The 25763-nt window shown below is 58.6% G+C and carries 17 protein-coding genes, 2 tRNA genes and 4 rRNA genes; 13 read left to right on the plus strand and 10 right to left on the minus strand.

Going from position 1 to position 25763, the window contains the following annotated elements; genetic code table 11:
• Positions 1–65: 65 nt before the first annotated feature.
• The 10 genes from V5F23_RS00555 to V5F23_RS00600 form a co-directional block, all read right to left on the minus strand.
• The gene (locus tag V5F23_RS00555) at positions 66–2027 is read right to left on the minus strand and encodes a DUF4105 domain-containing protein (RefSeq protein ID WP_042730546.1); all 1962 of its coding nucleotides are present in this window, start codon (positions 2025–2027) and stop codon (positions 66–68) included.
• Positions 2024–2344, minus strand: coding sequence for a DUF2388 domain-containing protein (locus V5F23_RS00560; RefSeq protein WP_003187020.1), 321 nt, complete (start codon positions 2342–2344; stop codon positions 2024–2026). Before V5F23_RS00560 ends, V5F23_RS00555 begins: the two co-directional genes overlap by 4 nt.
• Positions 2345–2370: 26 nt before the next feature.
• Entirely contained in the window at positions 2371–2679 is a 309-nt protein-coding gene (locus tag V5F23_RS00565) for a DUF2388 domain-containing protein (RefSeq protein ID WP_212803230.1), read from the minus strand.
• A 106-nt stretch (positions 2680–2785) separates the two neighbouring features.
• Positions 2786–3103 carry a DUF2388 domain-containing protein gene (locus V5F23_RS00570; protein WP_042730544.1) on the minus strand — a complete coding sequence of 106 codons (318 nt, stop codon included), beginning with the start codon at positions 3101–3103 and terminating at the stop codon, positions 2786–2788.
• 337 nt (positions 3104–3440) lie between these two features.
• Positions 3441–3656, minus strand: coding sequence for a DUF1127 domain-containing protein (locus V5F23_RS00575; RefSeq protein WP_042730562.1), 216 nt, complete (start codon positions 3654–3656; stop codon positions 3441–3443).
• A gap of 318 nt (positions 3657–3974) precedes the next feature.
• The gene (locus tag V5F23_RS00580; protein ID WP_042731841.1) at positions 3975–5468 is read right to left on the minus strand and encodes an acetyl-CoA hydrolase/transferase family protein; all 1494 of its coding nucleotides are present in this window, start codon (positions 5466–5468) and stop codon (positions 3975–3977) included.
• A gap of 201 nt (positions 5469–5669) precedes the next feature.
• Positions 5670–7106, minus strand: a complete 1437-nt coding sequence (locus tag V5F23_RS00585; RefSeq protein WP_042731840.1) for an NAD(P)(+) transhydrogenase (Re/Si-specific) subunit beta — start codon at positions 7104–7106, stop codon at positions 5670–5672.
• Complete coding sequence (locus tag V5F23_RS00590) at positions 7106–7429, minus strand: NAD(P) transhydrogenase subunit alpha (protein ID WP_003187010.1); 324 nt, start codon at positions 7427–7429, stop codon at positions 7106–7108. The genes V5F23_RS00585 and V5F23_RS00590 overlap by 1 nt, the downstream gene beginning before the upstream one ends.
• A gap of 15 nt (positions 7430–7444) precedes the next feature.
• Complete coding sequence (locus tag V5F23_RS00595; protein ID WP_042731839.1) at positions 7445–8566, minus strand: Re/Si-specific NAD(P)(+) transhydrogenase subunit alpha; 1122 nt, start codon at positions 8564–8566, stop codon at positions 7445–7447.
• Between the two features lie 430 nt (positions 8567–8996).
• Positions 8997–9896 carry a LysR family transcriptional regulator gene (locus V5F23_RS00600; protein ID WP_123579331.1) on the minus strand — a complete coding sequence of 300 codons (900 nt, stop codon included), beginning with the start codon at positions 9894–9896 and terminating at the stop codon, positions 8997–8999.
• Positions 9897–10052: 156 nt separating this feature from the next.
• Here V5F23_RS00600 and V5F23_RS00605 point away from each other — a divergent pair, with 156 nt between their 5' ends.
• The 13 genes from V5F23_RS00605 to pgaB all read left to right on the plus strand — a co-directional run bounded on the left by V5F23_RS00605 (position 10053) and on the right by pgaB (position 25763).
• Complete coding sequence (locus tag V5F23_RS00605; protein WP_039593369.1) at positions 10053–11234, plus strand: acyl-CoA dehydrogenase; 1182 nt, start codon at positions 10053–10055, stop codon at positions 11232–11234.
• Positions 11235–11247: 13 nt separating this feature from the next.
• A complete protein-coding gene (locus tag V5F23_RS00610) occupies positions 11248–12468 on the plus strand; it encodes a CaiB/BaiF CoA-transferase family protein (RefSeq protein ID WP_212803231.1) in 1221 nt (406 codons plus the stop codon).
• Between the two features lie 146 nt (positions 12469–12614).
• Entirely contained in the window at positions 12615–12794 is a 180-nt protein-coding gene (locus tag V5F23_RS00615; RefSeq protein WP_212803232.1) for a hypothetical protein, read from the plus strand.
• A 300-nt stretch (positions 12795–13094) separates the two neighbouring features.
• Positions 13095–14631, plus strand: a 16S ribosomal RNA gene (locus tag V5F23_RS00620).
• 123 nt (positions 14632–14754) lie between these two features.
• Positions 14755–14831, plus strand: a tRNA-Ile gene (locus tag V5F23_RS00625).
• A 30-nt stretch (positions 14832–14861) separates the two neighbouring features.
• Positions 14862–14937 (plus strand) — tRNA-Ala (locus V5F23_RS00630).
• Between the two features lie 246 nt (positions 14938–15183).
• Positions 15184–18075, plus strand: a 23S ribosomal RNA gene (locus tag V5F23_RS00635).
• Between the two features lie 137 nt (positions 18076–18212).
• A 5S ribosomal RNA gene (gene rrf / locus V5F23_RS00640) occupies positions 18213–18328 on the plus strand.
• A gap of 105 nt (positions 18329–18433) precedes the next feature.
• Positions 18434–18549 (plus strand): 5S ribosomal RNA (gene rrf, locus V5F23_RS00645).
• Together the 16S, 23S and 5S rRNA genes with 2 tRNA genes alongside form the textbook arrangement of a ribosomal RNA operon.
• A gap of 183 nt (positions 18550–18732) precedes the next feature.
• Positions 18733–19368: a hypothetical protein gene (locus tag V5F23_RS00650; RefSeq protein ID WP_042728961.1), complete on the plus strand. Its 636-nt coding sequence runs from the start codon at positions 18733–18735 to the stop codon at positions 19366–19368.
• 158 nt (positions 19369–19526) lie between these two features.
• A complete protein-coding gene (locus V5F23_RS00655; protein WP_042728962.1) occupies positions 19527–21032 on the plus strand; it encodes a YdgA family protein in 1506 nt (501 codons plus the stop codon).
• A gap of 240 nt (positions 21033–21272) precedes the next feature.
• On the plus strand, positions 21273–23753 hold the full coding sequence (gene pgaA, locus V5F23_RS00660) for a poly-beta-1,6 N-acetyl-D-glucosamine export porin PgaA (RefSeq protein ID WP_123579719.1): 2481 nt from the start codon (positions 21273–21275) through the stop codon (positions 23751–23753).
• A 12-nt stretch (positions 23754–23765) separates the two neighbouring features.
• Entirely contained in the window at positions 23766–25763 is a 1998-nt protein-coding gene (gene pgaB / locus V5F23_RS00665) for a poly-beta-1,6-N-acetyl-D-glucosamine N-deacetylase PgaB (RefSeq protein ID WP_047736264.1), read from the plus strand.

Consider the following 25763-nt stretch of genomic DNA (forward strand, 5'->3'; position numbering starts at 1 on the left):
AAAAAGGGTTCAGAACCAGGTTCTGAACCCTTTTTTGTTGTGCATGACGTGGTCGGTGGCTGGCGTCAGGGCAACTCCAACCCTCCGCCTGCCTTGTGCAGTTTTCGCAGGTGCTCGCCGATCTCTTTGACGTTGGCCTCGCTCGCTGCAATTTCGGCGGCGCGGCTTGGCTCCAGTAATGCCCGGACTTCCTTGTCCAGGTCGCCGGTCAGCGTTTGCAACTGTTTCTGTCGCAAGTTGCTCTCCGATTCCAGGCGCTGCCACTCACTGGGTTGGGGCAGTCCGTAGCCGCTTGTGCCCAGCAACTCGGCGGGGCGGCTCAGAAAACCGCTGTTGGCGAGAATCTGTTGCAGCGTGGCATTCGCCCTTTCCATGCCGCCGTTTTGCAGCTCGCGGGCTCCGAGGTAGCGTTGCTTGACCTCGTCCTGGGCCAGCAGCAACTGCCGGCGGTAGCTGGCCTGCTCCAGCAACAGCAATGCCGCGCTGGTGCGCAGATCGGCCTGCTCGAACCAGACGCGGCGCTCGGCGGCATCCAGGGCCAGCCAGTCTTCCACGGTTTGTTGCTTGATGGGCAGGTACTTTTTCAGCACGTTGAACATGGCCTGGTAGCGTTCGCGGAACGAGTCGAAGCGGTAGCCCAGGCGCAAGGCTTCCTTGGGGTCGTCCAGCACGCTGGTGTCGGCCAGGCCCCGACCCTTGAGCACTTCCAGCAAACCATTGGGCATGATGCTGTCCAGGCCGGTGAGTTGCTGGTTGTTACTGCCGCTGCGCAGCAGTTTCAAGCTCTCGACTGCGCAGTTATTGGACAGGAAGTAATAGTTGCCGTCATAGCTCCAGTGCATTTCGGCGGCGTGTTCGACGGTTTCCTCGATTTCGCGGCGTGACAGCTTCAGTGGCACCGACGCCAGGCTGCGTAGTTCGGTCTTGGTGTACTCGTCGATCACCTGGGACAACGGCAATACGAACAGGCGCGACGGGTATTTGCCCACCAGGCCGTCCCAACTGGACAACTGCACATCGCCCACGAAAGCGCGATACGACAGCACCAGGTGTTGGTCCAGGTCCAGCCGGCAGTCGGGGCCACGGGGGCGGCCTGGAGCACAGATCACCAGTCGCAGCATGCTGTGGCCCCAGCGGCTGACCCAGTTCTGATTGGCTTCGGCCAGCAGATAATCGATGGCGTAGACTCGCTCCGGGTCGACCTTGCCCAGCGGGGTCTTCGCGAAGTCGTTGCCGGCGTTGAGGAAGGCGAACGACTTGGCGCAGGCGTCCTTGGCAGCGGGAGCCCAGCCGAAGTGTTCCTGATAATAACGGTACAGGGCGGGTCGGCGGCAGGCATAGCTGGAGTCCAGGAGGAAGTACTCCATGTTGACCGCGACGAATTCCTTGGGGCTGCTTGTTTCGTAGAGGTCCGGGCTGCGGGCGACCTGGCGATTGTGTTGTTCCCGTTCGCCGCGCCGACCTACGTACTGCGGCCAGCCGGCGAGGTCCAGCAAGCGTGGATCATCGCTGAGGGTAAAGCGGCGGCCGTTCTGACCGCGGCATTCGTCTGGAAGGCCGATCAGCCCGGCGCTGTCGTTGCGTCGGGTGCAGCGCTGGATCAGCGCGCGTTCGGCATCAGGCCATAGACGCGAACGGTCATAGATGTGGGTCAGTTCATGGAGCACCGTGGCGAGCATCTCTCGCCGCACAGTGCCGTGGGGGCGGTGGGTCTTTTGGGTCGCGGCGCTGCCGTCGGTGAGGCTGTCGAGCAGGTTGCTGTTGAGGTCCAGTTGCGACACCAGCGAAGCCTGGCCGTAAGCATTGGCTGGCATCTGGTCGGTCCAGCCGACATCGATGCGTCGGTCCAGACGTTCGATGAAGCGCGGCGGCAGGGCCTGCATGGCCTCATCGAGCAGCGCCTGGCTGGCCTGCTGTTGTGCGGGGCTGAGCCCTTCGGTGTTGAGGTGCAGTTGCAGGCCGGCCTGGGCCGTGCTGCCCATGAGCAACAGGACCCCGGCCGTCAGCCAGGCGGCGAGCCGCCTCACAATGCGAGGATGGCTTCGGCGAGAACCTGGTCGCTGGCGTCACGCGCTTCCGGCACGCGGGTGCGCAAGGTGTCGAAGGCTGCCTCGAGATGAGCGCCACGGATCTCGCCATTGCTGGCGACAAAACTAGCGGCATCGTCGTGGGCTTCGCGGACGATTTTCGAATCGCGGATCGACGTGGTGGTGTCGGAAGTGAAATCGATCGTGCGCTGGGAGGCGCGGACGATGATGTTACTGGTGGCTACCAGGGTATGTGCCTGGGCCACATCGGCCAGTACCAGCAGGCCTAGGGCGGCAGCAATCAGCGGGCTACGCATGGAACGACTCCGGAGAATAAAGATAACTATTGGACGAGAATTGCTTGTGCCAGTTCAAGGTCGCTGACGTGAAGGTTTGGTTGGGTCCGGCGCAGGTAGTCCAGGGCCGATTCCAGTTGTGCACCTCGCAGCTGTCCGTCACTGGCGACAAACGCCGCGGCGTCATCGTGAGCGGCGACGATCAGTTTATGGTCGAAGGGCGCAGAGGTCACCATGCTCGTGGCATAGCCGCTGGCCACCACTTGCTGCGTGGACACATCGAAGGCATGGGCCGGAACAGACCAGCACGCCGCTACACAGGCAATTGCTAAGAACAGATCTGAGTAAAAACGCATGGGGCTCGACGGTTGACGGTGGACCTGAAGGCTAGCGCAAACCCCCGGCCCAGAGCCAGCGTTGAAACATCGGAACATATTTTGAAGCCCGATGTTTCATGTTGCATCAGATAACCAGGATGGCCTGGGCCAACTGCGCGTCGGTGGCGTTCAACTGAGGTGCCTGGTGGCGGATGTAGTCCAGGGCGCTTTCCAGCTTCACGCCGCGAATGGCACCTTCGCTGGCCACGAAGCTGGCGGCGTCGTCACGGGCCGCCTGGACGATTTTGTTGTCCCGCAGTGACGAAGTGGCATCGGAGGTCGCGTCGGAAGTGGCCTTCAATGCGCCGACGAGGGAATCGGTCGTGACGATGAAGCTGCTGGCGTTGGACTGGGCGGCTACGGCCAGCAAGGCAACTGCGCTAAGCAGACGAAGACGGGTCATGATGGAACTCCTTGGGCATTGAGGTGATGTCGGTGCGTGTAGCTGGAGAGGAGACGCATGCTCGACTCGCTTCGCCACGGTTGCACCGATATTAGGGCAGAACGAGTCGGCTGGCAGCCCTGCATGACTGATCAGTTCTGATGTCATTGATTCAGTGCCGCCTCCAACATAACTGTGCTGGTAGATTTTTATTAATCTATAAACTGTTATGGTGCCGCTTTTTTACCCTATCGAGGACCTGAAACGACAAGACCCGTCGTGGTTTCCCACGACGGGTCTTGTTTGTTCAATTCAGTGCTGGCGGTGGACCCGGAGGGTCAGGGCCAGCGACGCTGAGTTAGCGCCAGAACGGCTTGCTCAGCTCTTCGTAGCGTTGTGCTTCGCTGATACCGGCGTCAGCCAGCAGGCGCGAATCCAGACGAGCCAGTTGATGGCGGCTGGCGATGCGGCGCTGCCACAGCATCAGGTTGGCAATAACGCGAAGAGGCAGGGAAGCCTGGTTTTTTGCAGCGTTGTCTTCGAAGAACAGCTCGGAACTGAGTGTACGTTCCATGGTGACATCCTTCCGCTTGTGGCGGGATTAGGTAGTGGTTTGACTGGTGCCCATGATCCTCTCGTTTGGCCAGTCTCTCTAGATACAGTTCACCTGTATTGTGAGAGACCAGTTAACTGTTAAACAGCGGTGTACTGGTCGATATTGAGGCAACTGTACCTATGTGCTCCAACTTGGTGCGAAACTGGAGGTCTGGCAAGTGTTTCTAGGAAAAGACTGTAAGAAAACACCGGTACAGCAGTACAGTTTTTGACGAGAGTGAGCTGAGTTGCCGAGCATGGCCAAAACTGTAATTGCCAATAGGCCGATCCAACTGTGTCAAACCGCCAACATGCGACCGGTTTCTTCCAGGTTCACGTGCCAACTCAGTGCATCACGCAGAATGTGCGGGGTATGGCCTCCCAGTTTGCATGCTGCTTCGAAATACTGGTTCAAGGCCTCGCGATAGCTAGGGTGCACACACTTGTCGATGACCACGCGTGCCCGTTCCCTTGGAGCCAGGCCCCGAAGGTCGGCGAGGCCGATCTCGGTCACCAGGATGTCGACATCATGCTCGGTATGGTCCACATGGCTGACCATTGGCACGACGCTGGAAATCGCACCGCCCTTGGCAATCGACTTGGTGACGAAAATGGACAGGTGCGCATTACGGGCAAAGTCCCCCGAGCCGCCGATGCCGTTCATCATCCGTGTGCCACAGACGTGGGTAGAGTTGACGTTGCCATACAGGTCGAACTCCAGCGCAGTGTTGATACCAATGATGCCCAGGCGGCGCACCACCTCGGGATGGTTGGAAATTTCCTGTGGGCGCAGGACCAGTTTGTCCTGGTAGCGCTCCAGGTTCCCGAACACATCGGCATTGCGCCGGCTCGACAGCGTGATGGAGCTGCCCGAGGCGAAGCTCAGTTTGCCGGCGTCGATCAAATCGAACGTGGAGTCCTGCAGGACTTCGGAATACATGGTCAGGTCTTCGAACGGAGAGTCGATCAACCCGCACATCACCGCGTTGGCAATATTGCCGATGCCGGCCTGCAGCGGGCCGAGCTTGTTGGTCAGGCGCCCAGCCGCCACTTCCTGCTTGAAGAACTCGATCAGGTGATCTGCAATGGCCTGGGTGTCGTTATCCGGTGGCGTGACGGTCGAGGGTGAATCGCCCTGATGGGTGATGACGATGGCGGCGATTTTTTCCGGCGGGATCGGGATCGCGGTACTGCCAATGCGGTCGTCGACCTTCACCAGCGGTATTGGCGTGCGGGTCGGCCGATAGGTCGGAATATAGATGTCATGCAACCCTTCCAGGTTCGGATTGTGGGCCAGGTTGATTTCCACGATCACCTGTCGGGCAAAGATGGCGAAGCTGGCGGAGTTGCCCACCGACGTGGTCGGTACGATGTGGCCTTGCTCGGTGATGGCGACGGCTTCGATCACGGCAACATCGGGCAGCTTGAGTTGGGCGTTGCGCAGTTGCTCGACGGTTTCCGAAAGATGCTGGTCGATGAACATCACTTCGCCTGCGTTGATCGCCTTGCGCAGCGTGCTATCGACCTGGAAGGGCATACGCCGGGCCAGTACGCCGGCTTCGGTGAGCTCTTTGTCGAGGTCGTTCCCCAGGCTCGCACCGGTCATCAGGCTGATCTTCAGCGGAGTGACCTTGGCGCGTTGGGCCAGCGCGTGAGGTACCGCTTTCGCTTCGCCGGCACGGGTGAAACCGCTCATGCCGACGGTCATCCCGTCCTGGATCAGCAGGGCGGCTTGCTCGGCGCTCATCACTTTGTTCAACAACGAAGGCAGGCGGATGCGATCACGGTACATGGTGTGTTATCTCGGGCTGGAAGCAAGGAGTGCGCAGTCTAGTGAATTCGCGCCATGCCCGACCCGCTACAAAAGTCGCATTTAAGGCGTCTATTACGGGGGTTTCAGGCAAAACATTATTACCGGATCGGTAACGCTGGGCCTTGATACAAATCAAAACGCCCCGACGAGGCGGGGCGTTTTGACGAAGCGAGGGAGTGTTTATTCCACGGCTTTGACCATGTCTTCGATGACCTTCTTGGCGTCACCGAAGACCATCATGGTCTTGTCGAGGTAGAACAGTTCGTTATCCAGGCCGGCGTAGCCGCTGGCCATGGAGCGCTTGTTGACGATGATGGTCTTGGCCTTGAAGGCCTCGAGGATCGGCATGCCGGCAATCGGCGATTTCGGATCGTTCTTCGCCGCCGGGTTGACCACGTCGTTGGCGCCGAGCACCAGCACCACATCGGCCTGGCCGAACTCGGAGTTGATGTCCTCCATCTCGAACACCTGGTCATAAGGCACTTCGGCCTCGGCCAGCAGTACGTTCATGTGCCCGGGCATGCGGCCCGCCACCGGGTGGATCGCGTATTTCACCGTTACGCCGTGGTGGGTCAGCTTCTCGGTCAGCTCTTTCAACGCGTGTTGTGCGCGTGCCACCGCCAGGCCGTAGCCCGGAACGATGATGACCGTGTCGGCGTTGGTCAGCAGGAACGTCGCATCGTCCGCCGAACCGGACTTCACCGGACGGGCCTCTTGCGAACCGGCCGGGCCTGCCGCGTCGGCGCTGTTGCCGAAGCCGCCCAGCAGCACGTTGAAGAACGAACGGTTCATCGCCTTGCACATGATGTACGACAGGATCGCACCGCTCGAACCCACCAGGGAGCCGGCGATGATCAGCATCGAGTTGTTCAGCGAGAAGCCAATGCCCGCGGCTGCCCAACCCGAATAACTGTTGAGCATCGACACCACCACCGGCATGTCGGCGCCACCGATCGGGATAATGATCAACACGCCCAGCACGAACGCCAGGGCCAGCATCAAGGCGAATGCGCCGAGGTTGCCAGTGAACATGAAGGTCAGGCCCAGGCCCAGCGTGGCCAGGCCCAGGATCAGGTTGAGCTTGTGCTGGCCACCGAACTGTACGGGTGCGCCCTGGAACAGGCGGAACTTGTACTTGCCGGACAGCTTGCCGAAGGCGATCACCGAGCCGGAGAAGGTGATTGCACCAATTGCCGCGCCGAGGAACAGCTCTAGGCGGTTACCGGCCGGAATCGAATCGCCCAGTTGCTTGACGATGCCCAGCGATTGCGGCTCGACGACGGCGGCAATGGCGATGAACACCGCTGCCAGGCCGATCATGCTGTGCATGAAAGCGACCAGTTCCGGCATCTTGGTCATCTCGACGCGTTTGGCCATGATCGAGCCGGCGGTACCGCCGATCAGCAGGCCGACGATGACGTAGCCGATGCCGGCGGTTGCCAGCTCAGCGCCCAGCTTATAAATGAGGCCGACGGTGGTGAGGACCGCCAGCGCCATGCCGAGCATGCCGAACAGGTTGCCGCGACGGGACGTGGTCGGGTGCGACAGGCCTTTGAGGGCCTGGATGAAGCAGATCGACGCGATCAGGTAGAGCGTCGTTACCAGGTTCATGCTCATTACTTGGGCGCCTCTTCTTTTACGGCTTTCGGGGCTTTTTTCTTGAACATTTCAAGCATGCGGCGCGTCACCAGGAAGCCACCGAACACGTTCACGGCGGCCAGGGCCACAGCGAGGGTGCCCATGGTTTTGCCCAGGGGCGTGACCGTCAGCGCGGCGGCGAGCATGGCGCCGACGATCACGATGGCCGAAATGGCGTTGGTCACCGCCATCAATGGCGTGTGCAGCGCAGGTGTGACGTTCCAGACCACGTGGTAACCGACATAAATAGCCAGCACGAAGATGATCAGGTTGTAGATACCGGGGGAGATAAGCTCTTCCATTGTCTGAATCCCTGCTTAGGCGTTTTTGCGGATGACCTGGCCATCGCGGCACATCAGGCACGCGGCGACGATGTCGTCTTCCAGGTTCACGTCGAACTGACCTTCCTTGGTGAAGACCAGCTTCAGGAAGTCCAGCAGGTTGCGGGCATACAGCGCCGACGCGTCAGCGGCGACCTCACCGGCCAGGTTGGTCGGGCCGACGATGGTCACGCCATGCTCGACCACCACTTGATCGGCCACGGTCAGCGGGCAGTTGCCGCCCTGGGCTGCGGCGAGGTCGATGACCACCGAGCCGGGTTTCATCTGCGCGACGGTGTCGGCGCTCAGCAGGGTCGGAGCCTTGCGGCCCGGGATCAACGCGGTGGTGATGACGATGTCGGCCTGTTTGGCGCGCTCATGCACGGCTTGCGCCTGGCGCTGCATCCAACTGGCGGGCATTGGCCGGGCGTAACCGCCCACGCCAACGGCGCACTCACGCTCCTCGTCGGTTTCGTAAGGCACGTCTACGAACTTGGCGCCGAGGGACTCGATCTGTTCCTTCACAGCCGGACGCACATCCGAAGCCTCGATCACTGCACCCAGGCGCTTAGCCGTGGCAATCGCCTGCAACCCGGCCACACCCGCGCCGAGAATCAGCACGCGCGCCGCTTTCACGGTACCCGCCGCGGTCATCAGCATCGGCATGAAGCGTGGGTAGTAGTGGGCAGCCAACAGCACGGCCTTGTAGCCGGCAATGTTCGCTTGAGATGACAGCACATCCAGGCTTTGCGCGCGCGAGGTGCGCGGCGCGGCCTCCAGGGCGAACGCGGTAATGCCGCACTCGGCCAGCTTGGCGATGGTTTCGTTGTTGAACGGGTTGAGCATGCCTACCAGAACGGTGCCGCGTTTGATCAACGTCAGTTCGCTGTCGTTGGGGGCGACCACCTTGAGAATCAGCTCGGCGCCGAATGCCTCGCTGGCGCTGCCAATGGTGGCGCCTGCTGCCTCGTAAGCACTGTCGATAACGCTGGCCTTGATGCCGGCGCCGCTCTGGACGGTGACTTTGTGGCCTTGGCCGATCAGCTTCTTGATGGTTTCCGGGGTAGCAGCAACCCGTGTTTCACCCGGTTGGGTTTCGAGGGGAACACCAATGTGCACGTCAAATCTCCTGCGTGATCTTATTGAGTAAACCCATGCACTTCGGATGGTGCGGTTGGGGCGGCGGATCAGCACGGCCCCACTGATTCAGGCGGGGCGCGGCATTTTGCAGGCGAAAATTCAGGCCTTCAAGGGATTATGACGTGTGACGGAAAATTAACTACAAGTCACCCTGTGACCGAATGTCGCAAGCGCCCCTGGACGTTCCTCTGAAACCCTTGCCCCGTAAGGCTTCAGGGGGTTTTCAAAGGTTTTGCCATGAATCAGGTGAATATGCATTGGTGAATATGGCGATATGGCTCAAAGCCACGTATTTAAACGCTTTCGAGACTACCGTACTGATTTCCAACAGATTGACTGAAAGCGACAAAAACTTATATCTGTAGCGCTTTTTATTAGCTGACTACCGGAGTCGGTTATCGATTTATGGCTATTTTTCAAGGTGATAGTCCTTGGCCTGATCCACCAGCCAATCACGAAAAGCACGGAGCGACGCCGACTCCACCTTGCGTTCCGGGATCATCAGGTAATAAGCCTTGATGCTCGACAGCGCGCTGCGATTGGCAATGACCAGGCGCTTTTCCGCCAGTTCGCGCTGGATCAGAAACGGCGGGATCAGGGCAATGCCCATGTCGTGCATGGCCGCTTGGGCCAGCATGGAGAATAGTTCATAACGCGGGCCTGTCAGGTCGCGAGCGATGTTCAGGTTCTGGGCGTTGAACCATTGGCGCCATGCATAAGGACGAGTGGTCTGCTGGAGCAGGGGGAGTTCGGCGATGGCTTCTGGCGTCAGACCTTTGCGGCCATCCAGTAGTGCTGGGCTGCACACCGGCATCGGATTCTCACCCATCAGTTTGTGGGACTCGGTCCCGGACCAGTCCGCATCACCGAAATAGATGGCGGCGTCAAATTCCGTGTCTGCAAAGAGAAAGGGTCGTGTGCGGTTCGTCAGGTTAACGGTGACCTCCGGGTGCTGCTGTTGGAAATCCTTGAGGCGGGGCAGCAGCCATTGGGTACCGAACGTCGGGACCACAGCCAGCTCGATCACGTTCGCACCGGTATGCCCCATCACTGACAGCGCATCTCGCTCAACGGCATCCAATTGAGCGGCCACCCGCCGACTGTAGGAAAGGCCTGCCTCGGTCAATTTGACTCCTCGCCGTGAACGTCGAAAAAGCTCGACGCTGAGGAAGTCTTCCAGGCCCGCGATCTGTCGGCAGATGGCACCTTGGGTCAGGGAAAGTTCTTGAGCGGCCTTGGTGAAGCTCTCATGCCGGGCGGCGGCCTCGAAGCTGATCAGGGCGGCGGTACTGGGGATTTTGCGGCGCATGTACGGCTACCTCACTCATTACCGTTGTAAACAGGGTATACGGCATTTACGGAGTGAGAAATTAGCACAAGAGGATGCGTAATCCTCGTTTGCCCTTGTAGGAAACCGCGCCTAGGATCAACCCACGATTTTCATCTAATTGGCGAGGACTCTTTCATGGCCGGTAAAGCGAGCTTCAACTGGATCGATCCATTGTTGCTGGACCAGCAACTCACCGAAGAAGAGCGCATGATCCGCGACACTGCCGAGCAGTTTGCCCAGCAGAAGCTGGCGCCGCGGGTGCTGGAAGCTTTCCGTCATGAAAAGACCGACCCGGCGATCTTTCGCGAGATGGGCGAAGTGGGGCTGCTGGGTGCAACCATTCCCGAACAATACGGTGGCAGCGGGCTGAACTATGTCAGCTATGGCCTGATTGCGCGTGAAGTGGAGCGTGTCGATTCCGGCTATCGCTCGATGATGAGCGTCCAATCCTCCTTGGTCATGGTGCCGATCAATGAATTTGGCACCGAAGCACAGAAGCAGAAGTACTTGCCCAAGCTGGCCTCCGGTGAATGGATCGGCTGCTTTGGCCTGACGGAGCCGAACCACGGTTCCGACCCTGGCGCGATGATTACTCGTGCGCGCAAGGTGGAAGGCGGCTACAGCCTGACGGGCAGCAAGATGTGGATCACCAACAGCCCGATAGCCGACGTGTTTGTCGTCTGGGGTAAGGATGACGCGGGCGATATCCGCGGCTTCGTTCTCGAAAAAGGCTGGAAAGGCCTGAGCGCTCCGGCCATCCATGGCAAGGTTGGTTTGCGTGCGTCGATCACCGGCGAGATCGTCATGGATAACGTGTTTGTCCCCGAAGAAAACATCTTCCCGGATGTGCGTGGCCTGAAGGGGCCGTTCACTTGCTTGAACTCGGCACGCTATGGCATTTCCTGGGGCGCGTTGGGTGCTGCTGAATTCTGCTGGCACACCGCTCGCCAGTACACGCTGGATCGCCAGCAGTTTGGCCGTCCTCTGGCGGCTAATCAGCTGATCCAGAAGAAACTGGCCGACATGCAGACAGAAATCACGCTGGCCTTGCAGGGTTGCCTGCGCCTGGGCCGTATGAAGGATGAGGGTTCGGCTGCGGTCGAAATCACGTCGATCATGAAGCGCAACTCCTGCGGTAAATCCCTGGATATCGCCCGCATGGCGCGGGACATGCTGGGCGGCAACGGCATATCCGATGAGTTTGGTATCGCGCGTCATTTGGTGAACCTGGAAGTCGTGAACACCTATGAAGGTACCCACGACGTTCATGCGCTGATCCTGGGGCGTGCGCAAACCGGTATCCAGGCGTTCTATTAATAGGAGAGCTGTCATGGGCGCGCTTTCGCATCTGCGGGTGCTGGACTTATCGAGAGTATTGGCCGGGCCGTGGGCCGGACAGATCCTGGCGGACCTGGGGGCGGAGGTTATCAAGGTCGAGCGCCCTGGCAATGGTGACGACACGCGTGCCTGGGGCCCGCCGTTCCTGAAGGATGCGTCTGGCGAGAATACGACCGAAGCGGCTTATTACCTGTCGGCCAATCGCAACAAGCAATCGGTAACGATCGACCTCACGCGCCCGGAAGGGCAGCAACTGGTTCGGGAGCTTGCGGCCAAGTCCGACATCCTGATCGAGAATTTCAAGGTGGGCGGGCTGGCGGCTTATGGCCTGGACTATGACTCGCTGAAAGCGATCAATCCGCAACTGATCTATTGCTCGATTACCGGCTTTGGCCAGACTGGACCTTATGCCAAGCGTGCCGGGTATGACTTCATGATCCAGGGGCTCGGCGGCCTGATGAGTCTTACCGGTCGGCCTGAAGGTGACGAGGGGGCGGGCCCGGTGAAGGTCGGGGTGGCGCTGACGGATATCCTTACGGGCCTGTATTCGACCGTTGCGATTCTGGCGGCGTTGGCTCATCGCGATCAGGTGGGTGGCGGGCAGCACATTGATATGGCCCTGCTGGACGTCCAGGTGGCTTGTTTGGCCAACCAGGCGATGAACTACCTGACCACGGGGCAGGCGCCGAAGCGGTTGGGCAACGCTCATCCGAATATCGTGCCTTATCAGGATTTTCCTACGGCTGATGGCGACTTCATTCTCACCGTGGGTAATGACAGCCAGTTCCGCAAATTCGCCGAGGTGGCCGGGCAACCTCAGTGGGCCGATGATCCACGGTTTGCGACGAATAAACTGCGGGTGGCGAACCGGACGGTGCTGATCCCCTTGATTCGCCAGGCGACGGTGTTCAAGACCACGGCGCAATGGGTGGCTCAGTTGGAGCAGGCGGGTGTGCCGTGTGGGCCGATCAATGATCTGGCGCAGGTGTTCGCGGATCCACAGGTGCAGGCCCGAGGGCTGGCGGTGGAGCTGCCTCATGCGCTGGCCGGCAAAGTACCTCAAGTGGCTAGTCCGATTCGTCTGTCCGAGACGCCCGTTGAATACCGCAGCGCGCCGCCTTTGCTGGGGGAACATACCCAGGAAGTGCTCCGGCGCGTGCTGGGGTTGGACGAGGCCGCGGTGACCGCACTCAAGGAAGCTGGCGTTCTTTGAAACCGTCCTTCTATATAGATAGGCCCCAATAAGGGTTTTCCGGGCTCACTTAACTTATTGATAGGAAAGTGAAATTAAGTGTTGACGGCAGATTCCAGACGTCTATAATTCGCCCCACTTCCGGCGCAGTCGAAACGAAAAACTCCTTGAGTTTCAATGAGTTAAACGATTTTAGGCAGTGCAGGGCTTCAGTTCATCGAAGTCCGGAAGCCGTGGATAAGGCGCTGTCGTTTGGCTTTATCAACGGTTCGATCCTCTCGATCGAAAGCGGTGAAAAAGAGGTGTTGACAGCAGCGAACAACGCTGTAGAATTCGCCTCCCGCTAACGAGAGATCGAAAGCGCAAGTGGTTGAAGTTGTTAGTGTTTCCCACGGGAAGCTTTGAAAAACTTCTTAAATAACCGCTTGACAGCAACACCAGGCGCTGTAGAATGCGCGCCTCGGTTGAGACGAAAGAATCAACCACCGCTCTTTAACAACTGAATCAAGCAATTCGTGTGGGTGCTTGTGGAGTCAGACTGCTAGTCAACAGATTATCAGCATCACAAGTTACTCCGCGAGAAATCAAAGATGTAACCAACGATTGCTGAGCCAAGTTTAGGGTTTTCTCAAAACCCAAAGATGTTTGAACTGAAGAGTTTGATCATGGCTCAGATTGAACGCTGGCGGCAGGCCTAACACATGCAAGTCGAGCGGTAGAGAGGTGCTTGCACCTCTTGAGAGCGGCGGACGGGTGAGTAATGCCTAGGAATCTGCCTGGTAGTGGGGGATAACGTTCGGAAACGAACGCTAATACCGCATACGTCCTACGGGAGAAAGCAGGGGACCTTCGGGCCTTGCGCTATCAGATGAGCCTAGGTCGGATTAGCTAGTTGGTGAGGTAATGGCTCACCAAGGCGACGATCCGTAACTGGTCTGAGAGGATGATCAGTCACACTGGAACTGAGACACGGTCCAGACTCCTACGGGAGGCAGCAGTGGGGAATATTGGACAATGGGCGAAAGCCTGATCCAGCCATGCCGCGTGTGTGAAGAAGGTCTTCGGATTGTAAAGCACTTTAAGTTGGGAGGAAGGGTTGTAGATTAATACTCTGCAATTTTGACGTTACCGACAGAATAAGCACCGGCTAACTCTGTGCCAGCAGCCGCGGTAATACAGAGGGTGCAAGCGTTAATCGGAATTACTGGGCGTAAAGCGCGCGTAGGTGGTTCGTTAAGTTGGATGTGAAAGCCCCGGGCTCAACCTGGGAACTGCATTCAAAACTGTCGAGCTAGAGTATGGTAGAGGGTGGTGGAATTTCCTGTGTAGCGGTGAAATGCGTAGATATAGGAAGGAACACCAGTGGCGAAGGCGACCACCTGGACTGATACTGACACTGAGGTGCGAAAGCGTGGGGAGCAAACAGGATTAGATACCCTGGTAGTCCACGCCGTAAACGATGTCAACTAGCCGTTGGGAGCCTTGAGCTCTTAGTGGCGCAGCTAACGCATTAAGTTGACCGCCTGGGGAGTACGGCCGCAAGGTTAAAACTCAAATGAATTGACGGGGGCCCGCACAAGCGGTGGAGCATGTGGTTTAATTCGAAGCAACGCGAAGAACCTTACCAGGCCTTGACATCCAATGAACTTTCCAGAGATGGATTGGTGCCTTCGGGAGCATTGAGACAGGTGCTGCATGGCTGTCGTCAGCTCGTGTCGTGAGATGTTGGGTTAAGTCCCGTAACGAGCGCAACCCTTGTCCTTAGTTACCAGCACGTTATGGTGGGCACTCTAAGGAGACTGCCGGTGACAAACCGGAGGAAGGTGGGGATGACGTCAAGTCATCATGGCCCTTACGGCCTGGGCTACACACGTGCTACAATGGTCGGTACAGAGGGTTGCCAAGCCGCGAGGTGGAGCTAATCCCATAAAACCGATCGTAGTCCGGATCGCAGTCTGCAACTCGACTGCGTGAAGTCGGAATCGCTAGTAATCGCGAATCAGAATGTCGCGGTGAATACGTTCCCGGGCCTTGTACACACCGCCCGTCACACCATGGGAGTGGGTTGCACCAGAAGTAGCTAGTCTAACCTTCGGGGGGACGGTTACCACGGTGTGATTCATGACTGGGGTGAAGTCGTAACAAGGTAGCCGTAGGGGAACCTGCGGCTGGATCACCTCCTTAATCGACGACAGCAGCGGCTCCATGAGCTCCCACACGAATTGCTTGATTCATTGAAGAAGACGATTAGAAGCAGCTTTAAGCTCCAAGCTGATAGCGCACGCTAACAGTTACAAGCTCGAAATTGGGTCTGTAGCTCAGTTGGTTAGAGCGCACCCCTGATAAGGGTGAGGTCGGCAGTTCGAATCTGCCCAGACCCACCAATTTTGTGTGGGAAACGCCTGTAGAAATACGGGGCCATAGCTCAGCTGGGAGAGCGCCTGCCTTGCACGCAGGAGGTCAGCGGTTCGATCCCGCTTGGCTCCACCACTACTGCTTCTGAGACTGAAAGCTTAGAAATGAGCATTCCATCGACGTGATGGTGAATGTTGATTTCTGGTCTTTTGACTGGATCGTTCTTTAAAAATTTGGGTATGTGATAGAAAGATAGACTGAACGTTACTTTCACTGGTAACGGATCAGGCTAAGGTAAAATTTGTGAGCGTTCTTAATTGAACATGCAAATTTTCGGCGAATGTCGTCTTCACAGTATAACCAGATTGCTTGGGGTTATATGGTCAAGTGAAGAAGCGCATACGGTGGATGCCTTGGCAGTCAGAGGCGATGAAAGACGTGGTAGCCTGCGAAAAGCTTCGGGGAGTCGGCAAACAGACTGTGATCCGGAGATGTCTGAATGGGGGAACCCAGCCATCATAAGATGGTTATCTTGCACTGAATACATAGGTGCAAGAGGCGAACCAGGGGAACTGAAACATCTAAGTACCCTGAGGAAAAGAAATCAACCGAGATTCCCTTAGTAGTGGCGAGCGAACGGGGACTAGCCCTTAAGCTTCTTTGATTTTAGCGGAACGCTCTGGAAAGTGCGGCCATAGTGGGTGATAGCCCTGTACGCGAAAGGATCTTAGAAGTGAAATCGAGTAGGACGGAGCACGAGAAACTTTGTCTGAATATGGGGGGACCATCCTCCAAGGCTAAATACTACTGACTGACCGATAGTGAACTAGTACCGTGAGGGAAAGGCGAAAAGAACCCCGGAGAGGGGAGTGAAATAGATCCTGAAACCGTATGCGTACAAGCAGTGGGAGCAGACTTTGTTCTGTGACTGCGTACCTTTTGTATAATGGGTCAGCGACTTATTTTCAGTGGCGAGCTTAACCGAATAGGGGAGGCGTAGCGAAAGCGAGTCTTAATAGGGCGTCTAGTCGCTGGGAATAGACCCGAAACCGGGCGATCTATCCATGGGCAGGTTGAAGGTTAGGTAACACTGACTGGAGGACCGAACCGACTACCGTTGAAAAGTTAGCGGATGACCTGTGGATCGGAGTGAAAGGCTAATCAAGCTCGGAGATAGCTGGTTCTCCTCGAAAGCTATTTAGGTAGCGCCTCATGTATCACTGTAGGGGGTAGAGCACTGTTTCGGCTAGGGGGTCATCCCGACTTACCAAACCGATGCAAACTCCGAATACCTACAAGTGCCGAGCATGGGAGACACACGGCGGGTGCTAACGTCCGTCGTGAAAAGGGAAACAACCCAGACCGTCAGCTAAGGTCCCAAAGTTATGGTTAAGTGGGAAACGATGTGGGAAGGCTTAGACAGCTAGGAGGTTGGCTTAGAAGCAGCCACCCTTTAAAGAAAGCGTAATAGCTCACTAGTCGAGTCGGCCTGCGCGGAAGATGTAACGGGGCTCAAACCATACACCGAAGCTACGGGTATCACGTAAGTGATGCGGTAGAGGAGCGTTCTGTAAGCCTGTGAAGGTGAGTTGAGAAGCTTGCTGGAGGTATCAGAAGTGCGAATGCTGACATGAGTAACGACAATGGGTGTGAAAAACACCCACGCCGAAAGACCAAGGTTTCCTGCGCAACGTTAATCGACGCAGGGTTAGTCGGTCCCTAAGGCGAGGCTGAAAAGCGTAGTCGATGGAAAACAGGTTAATATTCCTGTACTTCTGGTTATTGCGATGGAGGGACGGAGAAGGCTAGGCCAGCTTGGCGTTGGTTGTCCAAGTTTAAGGTGGTAGGCTGAAATCTTAGGTAAATCCGGGGTTTCAAGGCCGAGAGCTGATGACGAGTTACCCTTTGGGTGACGAAGTGGTTGATGCCATGCTTCCAAGAAAAGCTTCTAAGCTTCAGGTAACCAGGAACCGTACCCCAAACCGACACAGGTGGTTGGGTAGAGAATACCAAGGCGCTTGAGAGAACTCGGGTGAAGGAACTAGGCAAAATGGCACCGTAACTTCGGGAGAAGGTGCGCCGGTGAGGGTGAAGCACTTGCTGCGTAAGCCCACGCCGGTCGAAGATACCAGGCCGCTGCGACTGTTTATTAAAAACACAGCACTCTGCAAACACGAAAGTGGACGTATAGGGTGTGACGCCTGCCCGGTGCCGGAAGGTTAATTGATGGGGTTAGCTAACGCGAAGCTCTTGATCGAAGCCCCGGTAAACGGCGGCCGTAACTATAACGGTCCTAAGGTAGCGAAATTCCTTGTCGGGTAAGTTCCGACCTGCACGAATGGCGTAACGATGGCGGCGCTGTCTCCACCCGAGACTCAGTGAAATTGAAATCGCTGTGAAGATGCAGTGTATCCGCGGCTAGACGGAAAGACCCCGTGAACCTTTACTATAGCTTTGCACTGGACTTTGAATTTGCTTGTGTAGGATAGGTGGGAGGCTTTGAAGCGTGGACGCCAGTCTGCGTGGAGCCATCCTTGAAATACCACCCTGGCAACTTTGAGGTTCTAACTCAGGTCCGTTATCCGGATCGAGGACAGTGTATGGTGGGTAGTTTGACTGGGGCGGTCTCCTCCTAAAGAGTAACGGAGGAGTACGAAGGTGCGCTCAGACCGGTCGGAAATCGGTCGTAGAGTATAAAGGCAAAAGCGCGCTTGACTGCGAGACAGACACGTCGAGCAGGTACGAAAGTAGGTCTTAGTGATCCGGTGGTTCTGTATGGAAGGGCCATCGCTCAACGGATAAAAGGTACTCCGGGGATAACAGGCTGATACCGCCCAAGAGTTCATATCGACGGCGGTGTTTGGCACCTCGATGTCGGCTCATCACATCCTGGGGCTGAAGCCGGTCCCAAGGGTATGGCTGTTCGCCATTTAAAGTGGTACGCGAGCTGGGTTTAGAACGTCGTGAGACAGTTCGGTCCCTATCTGCCGTGGACGTTTGAGATTTGAGAGGGGCTGCTCCTAGTACGAGAGGACCGGAGTGGACGAACCTCTGGTGTTCCGGTTGTCACGCCAGTGGCATTGCCGGGTAGCTATGTTCGGAAAAGATAACCGCTGAAAGCATCTAAGCGGGAAACTTGCCTCAAGATGAGATCTCACTGGAGCCTTGAGCTCCCTGAAGGGCCGTCGAAGACTACGACGTTGATAGGCAGGGTGTGTAAGCGCTGTGAGGCGTTGAGCTAACCTGTACTAATTGCCCGTGAGGCTTGACCATATAACACCCAAGCAATTTGCGCTTAGAAAGCCAGATTGCGGTGTGGTGAAGACGAAACAAACCGAAAGTTTGCGGCTCACACCCGATCACATACCCGATTTGCTGGAACGCTGAAAAGCGCGCTGGCTCAAGAATTTCTTGACGACCATAGAGCATTGGAACCACCTGATCCCATCCCGAACTCAGAAGTGAAACGATGCATCGCCGATGGTAGTGTGGGGTTTCCCCATGTGAGAGTAGGTCATCGTCAAGATTAAATTCCGAAACCCCAATTGCGAAAGCAGTTGGGGTTTTGTTTTAGTAGAAGTTATCGATTTTCTCCGGCTCGTTGTTGTTGAACGGGCGGGACACAGAATTTCTTGACGACCATAGAGCATTGGAACCACCTGATCCCATCCCGAACTCAGCAGTGAAACGATGCATCGCCGATGGTAGTTTGGGGTTTCCCCATGTGAGAGTAGGTCATCGTCAAGATTGAATTCCCAAAACCCCTGTCTGCTGACGCAGACAGGGGTTTTGTCGTTTTGGGCCGGTAATCGGATCAAGCGTTGATTGTCCGTGATGCCCCGGCAAACCCCGTTGCCGTTGCTATGCTGTGATAGTCGGGGTACCTCGAACCAAGGGCCCGCGACGTCACTGGTCATGGGGATTCCAATAATGAAAAACCCTTATGCTCCTGGCTTCTGGTGCGCGATTGCGGCGTTGTTGCTGCTCTCGGCCACCTACTTCTATGGCGTCATGCTCACTCACCAGATCGACAAGGCGCTGCTCTTCCTGGACAGCGCGGCGGCGTTGATCGGTGTGATCTCCATCGCAACCGTGGCCTGGGCATCCTTGCAAGGCCAACGCATCAAGAAAAAACACCTTGAGCAAGGCAAGACCCTGGTGCTGATCTGGGACACCAAGGTGGCGCTGCGGCGAGTGGAAACAGTGTTCGACCGATACTTCTGGGGCAGCTACTGGCAGCCGGGCCGCACTTTTCAGGAGGTCATGGGAGAGCTCACCGGCACTCCGCTGGAAAAGAGTCTCGAAGCCCTGAAGGTCCAATGCGCCGCCTTGGACAAGCAAGTCACCCAGGACGGTTGGCATTGGCTCAATAACGCGCGTGAGCTGTGTGATGTCGCTAACGCCATGGCCCGGGAGCGCTACCAGCTGGATTTCTGCGATTCGCGGGCTGACTCATCTGGCGCCGCGGTGATCAACCGTGATTTCGAAGTGCTGGTCTACACATGGAGCGCCCGGCTCAAGACCTTCGACCATCAACTCGACGAAATTGAAGTCCAATATTCGTAGACCACCTCTCAAGAACAGGTTTTTACCCCTTTAAACATTGGGCCCGAAGGCCTGCGTGATGGTAATCTCCCCTCCACTTCACGGCGTCGAGCCACACCCCTTTGCGGGTCAGGGAAGACGACGGCTTTCTTCAACCATGGATATCAATCGGGTCACTCATGAATAAATCAGCAAGCGTACTTCTGGGTATCGTCGTGGCGGTCGGTGCGATCAGCGCGGGAGGCGCGTGGTACACCGGCACCAAGCTCGAAGGCGTGCTGCAAAAAGCGATTGTCGACAGCAACAAGCAAATGCAAACGGCCATGGCAGGTTCCAATAGCACCGCCGTCCTGGAGCTGGTTTCCATGGAACGTGGCACGTTCAGCAGCACCGCTCACTATCGTCTCAAGGGTGAGGGCGAGGTGTTTGGTGGTGAGCCGGTCGAGCTGCTGCTCGTCGACAAGATCGAACACGGTCCAATCCCGTTCTCGCGTTTGGTAACGCTCAAGTGGTTGCCAGTCATGGCCACCAGCCATACCGAGCTGGAGCCCAACCCGCTGACTGAAAAGTGGTTCGCTGCCACCCAGGGCAAGTCGCCGCTCAAGGGCGTGACCAACCTGGGTTATGACGAGTCCTTCAACGGCACCTATGAACTGTTGCCGCTGGACACCAAGCTGGATGAGAAAACCCAGCTGATCTTCTCTGGCCTGAAAATCGATATGGCCGCCAGTGCCCAAGGGCAGAAGGTCAAGGCTGACGGCTACATGGACAGCATCAAGCTGACCACGGTCAGCGAAGACCAGACACCGGTGCACGTCGAGGTAAACGGCCTGACGCTGGCCAGCAATCTGAGCAAAAGCACCTATGGCTACTACATGGGTGACAACACCGTATTGCTGAGCAACATCAAGTCCACCTTTGGCGAGCCGAAGTCGGTGCTGGGCCTGAAAAACCTGGAGATGAAGAACAGCAGCTCCGAAAACGGCACCAGTGCCTCCGGGCGCGCCGACTACAAGATCGGTGAGCTGTCGTACAACGACAAGACCATCGGTGCTGCGCAGATGGCTGTGAGCCTGAAGAACCTGGACATTCCGGCCACGATGTCGCTGATGCAGATCTACCAGACCAAGCTGCAACCCTACGAGAAAGCCGCCGCTGAAGCCGCTGCTGCCGGCGAGCCAACGCCTGAGTTGAACCTGACTGAAGCCGAGGAAGCGCAGGTCAAAGCCGATCTGGAGAAGATCCTGGCCGGCGCCCCGCAAATCGCTTTGGAGAACCTGTCGTTCAGTACCGCCAACGGTGAAAGCCGTGCGAGCCTGGTCGTCGACCTGGCCAAGCCGCAATCCATGGACCTGCCGCCTGATGAGCTGGGCCGCCAACTGCTCGCCCTGCTGGAGTTCAACCTCAAGGTGTCCAAGCCGATGCTGGCGGACCTGATCACTGTTCAGGCCCAGATGGAAGGCCAGACGGATGCCAAGATGATCGCCGACCAGGCCACCGCCACCAGCGATATGTTCAGTGCCATGGCCGTTGGCACGCAGCTGGCGACGCTTGATGGCAATGACGTGGTGACCAAGCTGCACTACGCCAACAATCAGGTTGATTTCAACGGTCAGAAGATGACAGTGGAGCAATTCACCGCGTTTGTGATGAATCAGATTGGCGGTGGCGTCGCGGTCCAGTAAACCGCCTCGCGCTGCATCCAGGCCGGCCCGTGCACTGCGCACGGGCCGGTTTTTTTTCGCCCGCGAAACCTTCGTTGAAATCTGTATCGATTCTGAAGAATTGTGGCGTTGCGAAAGATGACCGCTCGGACAGTGCAAAACTAAGCCCATTAGAGCTTGGCTGGATTCCTTTGATCCGGCTTCCTGTTTGATGGGCAAGGGGGCACTGCGACCCGGCTGGCCATGTAAGGATGCTGACGAATGCCGCGTACCGTGGGTCCCTTTATTCAACGTGGTTTACGCCCGCTGTTTCGCATGGCGCTGTGCGGTCAATTGTGCTGGCCGATGCTCGCGTTTGCCGACACGGCTTATGACCAGAAGGTGCTCGATGCCCGAGCGGGTCACTACACGCCCGCCTTGACCGTGTTGCGCCAGGTTCCGGCCGGCCAGGCCAGCGCCGGGCAAATCAGTGATCATCTGCAGATCGCCAGTTGGGCCGGCCTCGATGCCGAGGTGGTCGACGTCTATGAAACCCAAGGTCGTTATCGCGACCTGCCGGTCCAGGCACTGAGCGCAACGGCCCGCGCCTATCGCAATCTCAAACGCTGGGACGCGGCGGCGCAGGTGTATCGCCAGGCGTTGCGGATCGACCCACAGAACCCGGACCTGCAACTGGGCCTGGCCCTGACCCAGGCCGATGGCGGCAAACCCGATGAAGCCGTCAGCCGCGCCCGGGCTCTGGTCCAAGCGAAGCCAGCGGACCCGATGCGCCGAATGGCCCTGGGCTACGCCCTGACCCGGGCCAACAATCCCCACGAGGCGTTGTTCGAGTACGATCAGGCCTTCGCGCGCGCCGGCCACAACCCCGAAGTCGCCCGCGAATACATCGTCGCCCTGCAACGGGCGCGTTTGCCCGAGCCGGCGCTGCGCCTGGCCCGCCTGCAACCAGGGTTGATCGACCGGGGCATACAGCGCCGCCTGGAAGGCGATGTGGCGGCCGAACGGGTACGCCTGTCGGACATGACCAGCCGCGGCGAACAGGAACGCTTCGTCATTGCCGACCGCGCCCTGGCCGACTACGACAAGCTGCTCGCCACCTGGACCCCGGTGGCGGAGGCCCATGACGACGTGGTGCGTTGGCGGATCGACCGCATGGGCGCCCTCAATGCCCGTGCCCGCCGTGCTGAAGTCATTACCGAATACCAGAAGCTGCTCGCCGAAGGGGTGGGCATTCCGACTTATGCCCTGCGTTGGGTGGCCTCCTCGTACCTGGAGCAGCGGGAGCCGGAGATCGCCGTCGACCTGTACCGACGGATACTCGCGGCGCCGGATGCCGATCCGGCGGACCGCTTCGAAGACAGCACCGCGCTCTACTACGCGCTGCTGGAAAGTGAGCAGTCCGAAGAAGCCCGCGCCTTGGCCGAAGACATGGCCAAGTCCCAACGCCCGCGCATCGAGCTCAAGGGCTTGCCGATCGGCAACCCCAACGACGAATGGATGGACGCCCAGCAGTTGGCTGCCCAGGCCGGAACCTACGGGGCTGATCTGCCCTCGGCCGAGACTCGCCTGGAAAACCTGGTCAGCCAGGGCCCCGGCAACACCGGCATGCGCCTGGCCCAGGCCGATCTGTACCAGGCCCGTGACTGGCCACGCCGTTCGGAAAGCCTTCTCAAGGAAATCGAGGCGACGATCCCGCGCAACCGTGACCTGGAAATTGCCCAGGCCCGTGCCGCGATGGATTTGCAGGAGTGGCGGCAGTTGGATGCGCTGACCGACGACGTGGTCGCGCGCTACCCCGAAAACGCCCACGTCAAACGCCTGCAACGCCAGCGCGAAGTGCATGACATGGCCGAGCTGCGTATCGAAGCCTACACCGGCAAGAGTTATGGCGGCGGCAACGGTGACGCGGGGGCCGTCACCGGTAGCCGGGACTTTGGTATCGAAACGCTGCTCTACAGCCCGCCGATCGACGAAGACTGGCGGCTGTTCGGCGGCACCGGCTACGCCACCGGTGATTTCGAGGAAGGCACCGGCCATCACCGCTGGCAACGCCTGGGCGTGGAGCGGCGCGCGCGTGACATGACGCTGGAAGCCGAGGTGTCCAACCACGACTACGGCTCCGGCGACAAACAGGGCGCGCGCCTGGCGATGGCCCTGGACGTCAATGATCATTGGCAGTACGGCGGCGGCCTGGACTACCTCTCGGCGAACACCCCGTTGCGAGCGCTCAACAGCGGCGTCCGGGCCAATGGCGGCAGTGGTTTCGTGCGTTGGCGGGCCAATGAAAGCCGCGAGTGGCGACTGACCGTCAGCCCGTCTCATTTCAGCGATGGCAATAACCGCCTCGAGACCCAGTTGACTGGTCGCGAGGGCCTCTACAGCGCGCCGCGCCTGCAAGTGGAACTGGGCCTGGAGGTGGCGGCCAGCCGCAACAGTGGTTCCAACGAAGTGCCCTACTTCAACCCCAAGTCGGACTTGAGCGTCATGCCGACGGTGCTCGCCAACCATGTGCTGTATCGCCGTTACGAAACCACCTGGAGTCAGCAATTTCAGGTCGGCGCGGGGGCCTACAGCCAGCGTGACTACAGCACCGCTGCCACGGGATTGCTCAGCTACGGCCAGCGTTTCATCTGGAACGACGTGGTCGAGGCCGGTGCCGCTCTGAGCTGGCTCAACCGCCCTTACGACGGCGATCGCGAAAGCGACCTGCGCCTGCTTGTCGACCTCACCTACCGCTTCTAGAAGAGTTTGAAGATGCCTGTCATTTCGCGATTCATCCTTCTGCTGGGGGTCTTGCTGATCAGCGCTTGTGCCCAGCAGGCCCCGGCCTTCACGCCGCCCGCGCAACGTCCCGTGGCCGCCAACGATGCGCCGTGGCCGAAGAACCACGTGCTCGGCATCGCTTACCACGACGTCGAGGACCTCGACCCGGACCAGGCCCTGGTGGCGGTGCGCACCGAGCGACTGATCGAGCAACTGGCCTGGCTGCGGGAAAACAACTACCAGCCGGTGACCGTGGACCAGATCATCACCGCTCGCAATGGTGGCCCTGAACTGCCGCCGCGTGCGGTACTGCTGAGTTTCGACGACGGTTACTCGAGTTTCTACACCCGCGTCATGCCCATTTTGCGCGCCTACAACTGGCCGGCGATCCTGGCCCCGGTCGGCAGCTGGGTCGACACACCGCTGGATCAACCGGTGGATTTCGCCGGGGTGCCGCGCAAGCGTTCCGAGTTCCTGACCTGGGAGCAGATTCGCGAAGTGTCGAAGTCGGGCCTGGTGGAAATCGCCGCCCACACCGACGCCAACCACAAGGGCGTACTCGCCAACCCGCAAGGCAACCAGCAACCGGCGGCGACCACCCGCCGCTACGATCCAGCCACCGGTCGCTATGAAACCGAGGCCGATTTCCAGGCGCGCTTGCGCAAGGACGTCGTGGCCATTTCCGAAAAAATCCGCAAGGTCACCGGCTATAGCCCACGGGTCTGGGTCTGGCCTTACGGGGAAGCAGACGGCACTGCGTTGCAGGTGATTGGCAGCGAGGGCTATCAGATGGCCCTGACCCTGGAGGACGGACTCGACAGCCTCGATAACCTGATGAGCGGCCCGCGCTTTTTGGTGGCTTCCGACCCGGATGGCGCCCATTTCGCCGAGAGCGTGGTGTCCGTGCAGACGATGGACCCGATGCGTGTGGTCCATGTCGACCTCGATTACGTCTACGACCCGGACCCGGTGCAGCAGGAAGCCAACGTCGGCAAGTTGATCCAGCGCATTTCCGACTTGGGCGCCAACACGGTGTTTCTGCAGGCCTTCGCCGATCCGAAGGGCGACGGCCTGGTGCATTCGCTGTACTTCCCCAACCGTCACCTGCCGGTGCGGGCCGATCTGTTCGACCGGGTGGCCTGGCAACTGCGCACCCGGGCCAATGCCAAGGTCTACGCCTGGATGCCGGTGCTCAGTTTCGCCCTGGACGCGAAACTGCCGCGGGTGCAGCGTTGGAATCCCGAGACCGGCAAGACCGAGGTCGCTGCGGACCAGTACGTACGGTTGTCGCCGTTCGACCCGGCGGTGCGCAAAGTCATTGGCGAAATCTACGAAGACCTGGCGCGGATGAGCTCGTTGGATGGGGTCCTGTATCACGACGACGCGGTGTTCTCCGACTTCGAGGACGCCGGCCCCGCTGCGCTGAAAGTCTACGCGGCCAACGGCTTGCCGACGTCCATGGCGGCCCTGCGGGACGACCCGGCGACGATGCAGCGCTGGACTCGTTTCAAGAGCCGTTACCTGATCGACTTCACCCATGAACTCACCGCCAAGGTCCGGGCGATTCGAGGCCCGCAGGTTCTGACGGCGCGCAATATCTTTGCCGAGCCGATGCTCAACCCTTCGAGCGAAGCCTGGTTTGCCCAGAACCTCGACGACTTCCTCAATGCCTACGACTGGACGGCGCCGATGGCCATGCCGTTGATGGAAAAACAGACGCGCCAGCAATCCGGCCCCTGGCTGGAGCGCCTGGTCCAGACCGTCAAGTCCCGCCCCGGAGCCCTCAAGCGCACCGTGTTCGAATTGCAGGCGCGTGACTGGGACAGCCAGCCGGTGGCCGACATCGACGGCGAACTGCTCGCCGACTGGATGGGGCGCCTCAAGCGCCAGGGCGTGACCAGTTTCGGCTACTACCCGGACAACTTCATCGAAGACCAGCCCGCTGTGAAAACCGTGCGGCCGGCGCTCTCCAACAAGTGGAATCCTTGA

It is taken from the genome of Pseudomonas sp. WP18 (genome assembly GCF_036689585.1).
Taxonomy (GTDB): Bacteria; Pseudomonadota; Gammaproteobacteria; order Pseudomonadales; family Pseudomonadaceae; genus Aquipseudomonas; species Aquipseudomonas chlororaphis_E.

What these genes read in the sequence shown, in the direction of transcription:
- V5F23_RS00560 (WP_003187020.1), bottom strand. Translation starts at nt 2,344, where the DNA reads ATGCGTAGCCCGCTGATTGCTGCCGCCCTAGGCCTGCTGGTACTGGCC.
- V5F23_RS00565 (WP_212803230.1), bottom strand. Translation starts at nt 2,679, where the DNA reads ATGCGTTTTTACTCAGATCTGTTCTTAGCAATTGCCTGTGTAGCGGCG.
- V5F23_RS00570 (WP_042730544.1), bottom strand. Translation starts at nt 3,103, where the DNA reads ATGACCCGTCTTCGTCTGCTTAGCGCAGTTGCCTTGCTGGCCGTAGCC.
- V5F23_RS00575 (WP_042730562.1), bottom strand. Translation starts at nt 3,656, where the DNA reads ATGGAACGTACACTCAGTTCCGAGCTGTTCTTCGAAGACAACGCTGCA.
- V5F23_RS00580 (WP_042731841.1), bottom strand. Translation starts at nt 5,468, where the DNA reads ATGTACCGTGATCGCATCCGCCTGCCTTCGTTGTTGAACAAAGTGATG.
- V5F23_RS00585 (WP_042731840.1), bottom strand. Translation starts at nt 7,106, where the DNA reads ATGAGCATGAACCTGGTAACGACGCTCTACCTGATCGCGTCGATCTGC.
- V5F23_RS00590 (WP_003187010.1), bottom strand. Translation starts at nt 7,429, where the DNA reads ATGGAAGAGCTTATCTCCCCCGGTATCTACAACCTGATCATCTTCGTG.
- V5F23_RS00600 (WP_123579331.1), bottom strand. Translation starts at nt 9,896, where the DNA reads ATGCGCCGCAAAATCCCCAGTACCGCCGCCCTGATCAGCTTCGAGGCC.
- V5F23_RS00605 (WP_039593369.1), top strand. Translation starts at nt 10,053, where the DNA reads ATGGCCGGTAAAGCGAGCTTCAACTGGATCGATCCATTGTTGCTGGAC.
- V5F23_RS00610 (WP_212803231.1), top strand. Translation starts at nt 11,248, where the DNA reads ATGGGCGCGCTTTCGCATCTGCGGGTGCTGGACTTATCGAGAGTATTG.
- V5F23_RS00650 (WP_042728961.1), top strand. Translation starts at nt 18,733, where the DNA reads ATGAAAAACCCTTATGCTCCTGGCTTCTGGTGCGCGATTGCGGCGTTG.
- V5F23_RS00655 (WP_042728962.1), top strand. Translation starts at nt 19,527, where the DNA reads ATGAATAAATCAGCAAGCGTACTTCTGGGTATCGTCGTGGCGGTCGGT.
- pgaA (WP_123579719.1), top strand. Translation starts at nt 21,273, where the DNA reads ATGCCGCGTACCGTGGGTCCCTTTATTCAACGTGGTTTACGCCCGCTG.
- pgaB (WP_047736264.1), top strand. Translation starts at nt 23,766, where the DNA reads ATGCCTGTCATTTCGCGATTCATCCTTCTGCTGGGGGTCTTGCTGATC.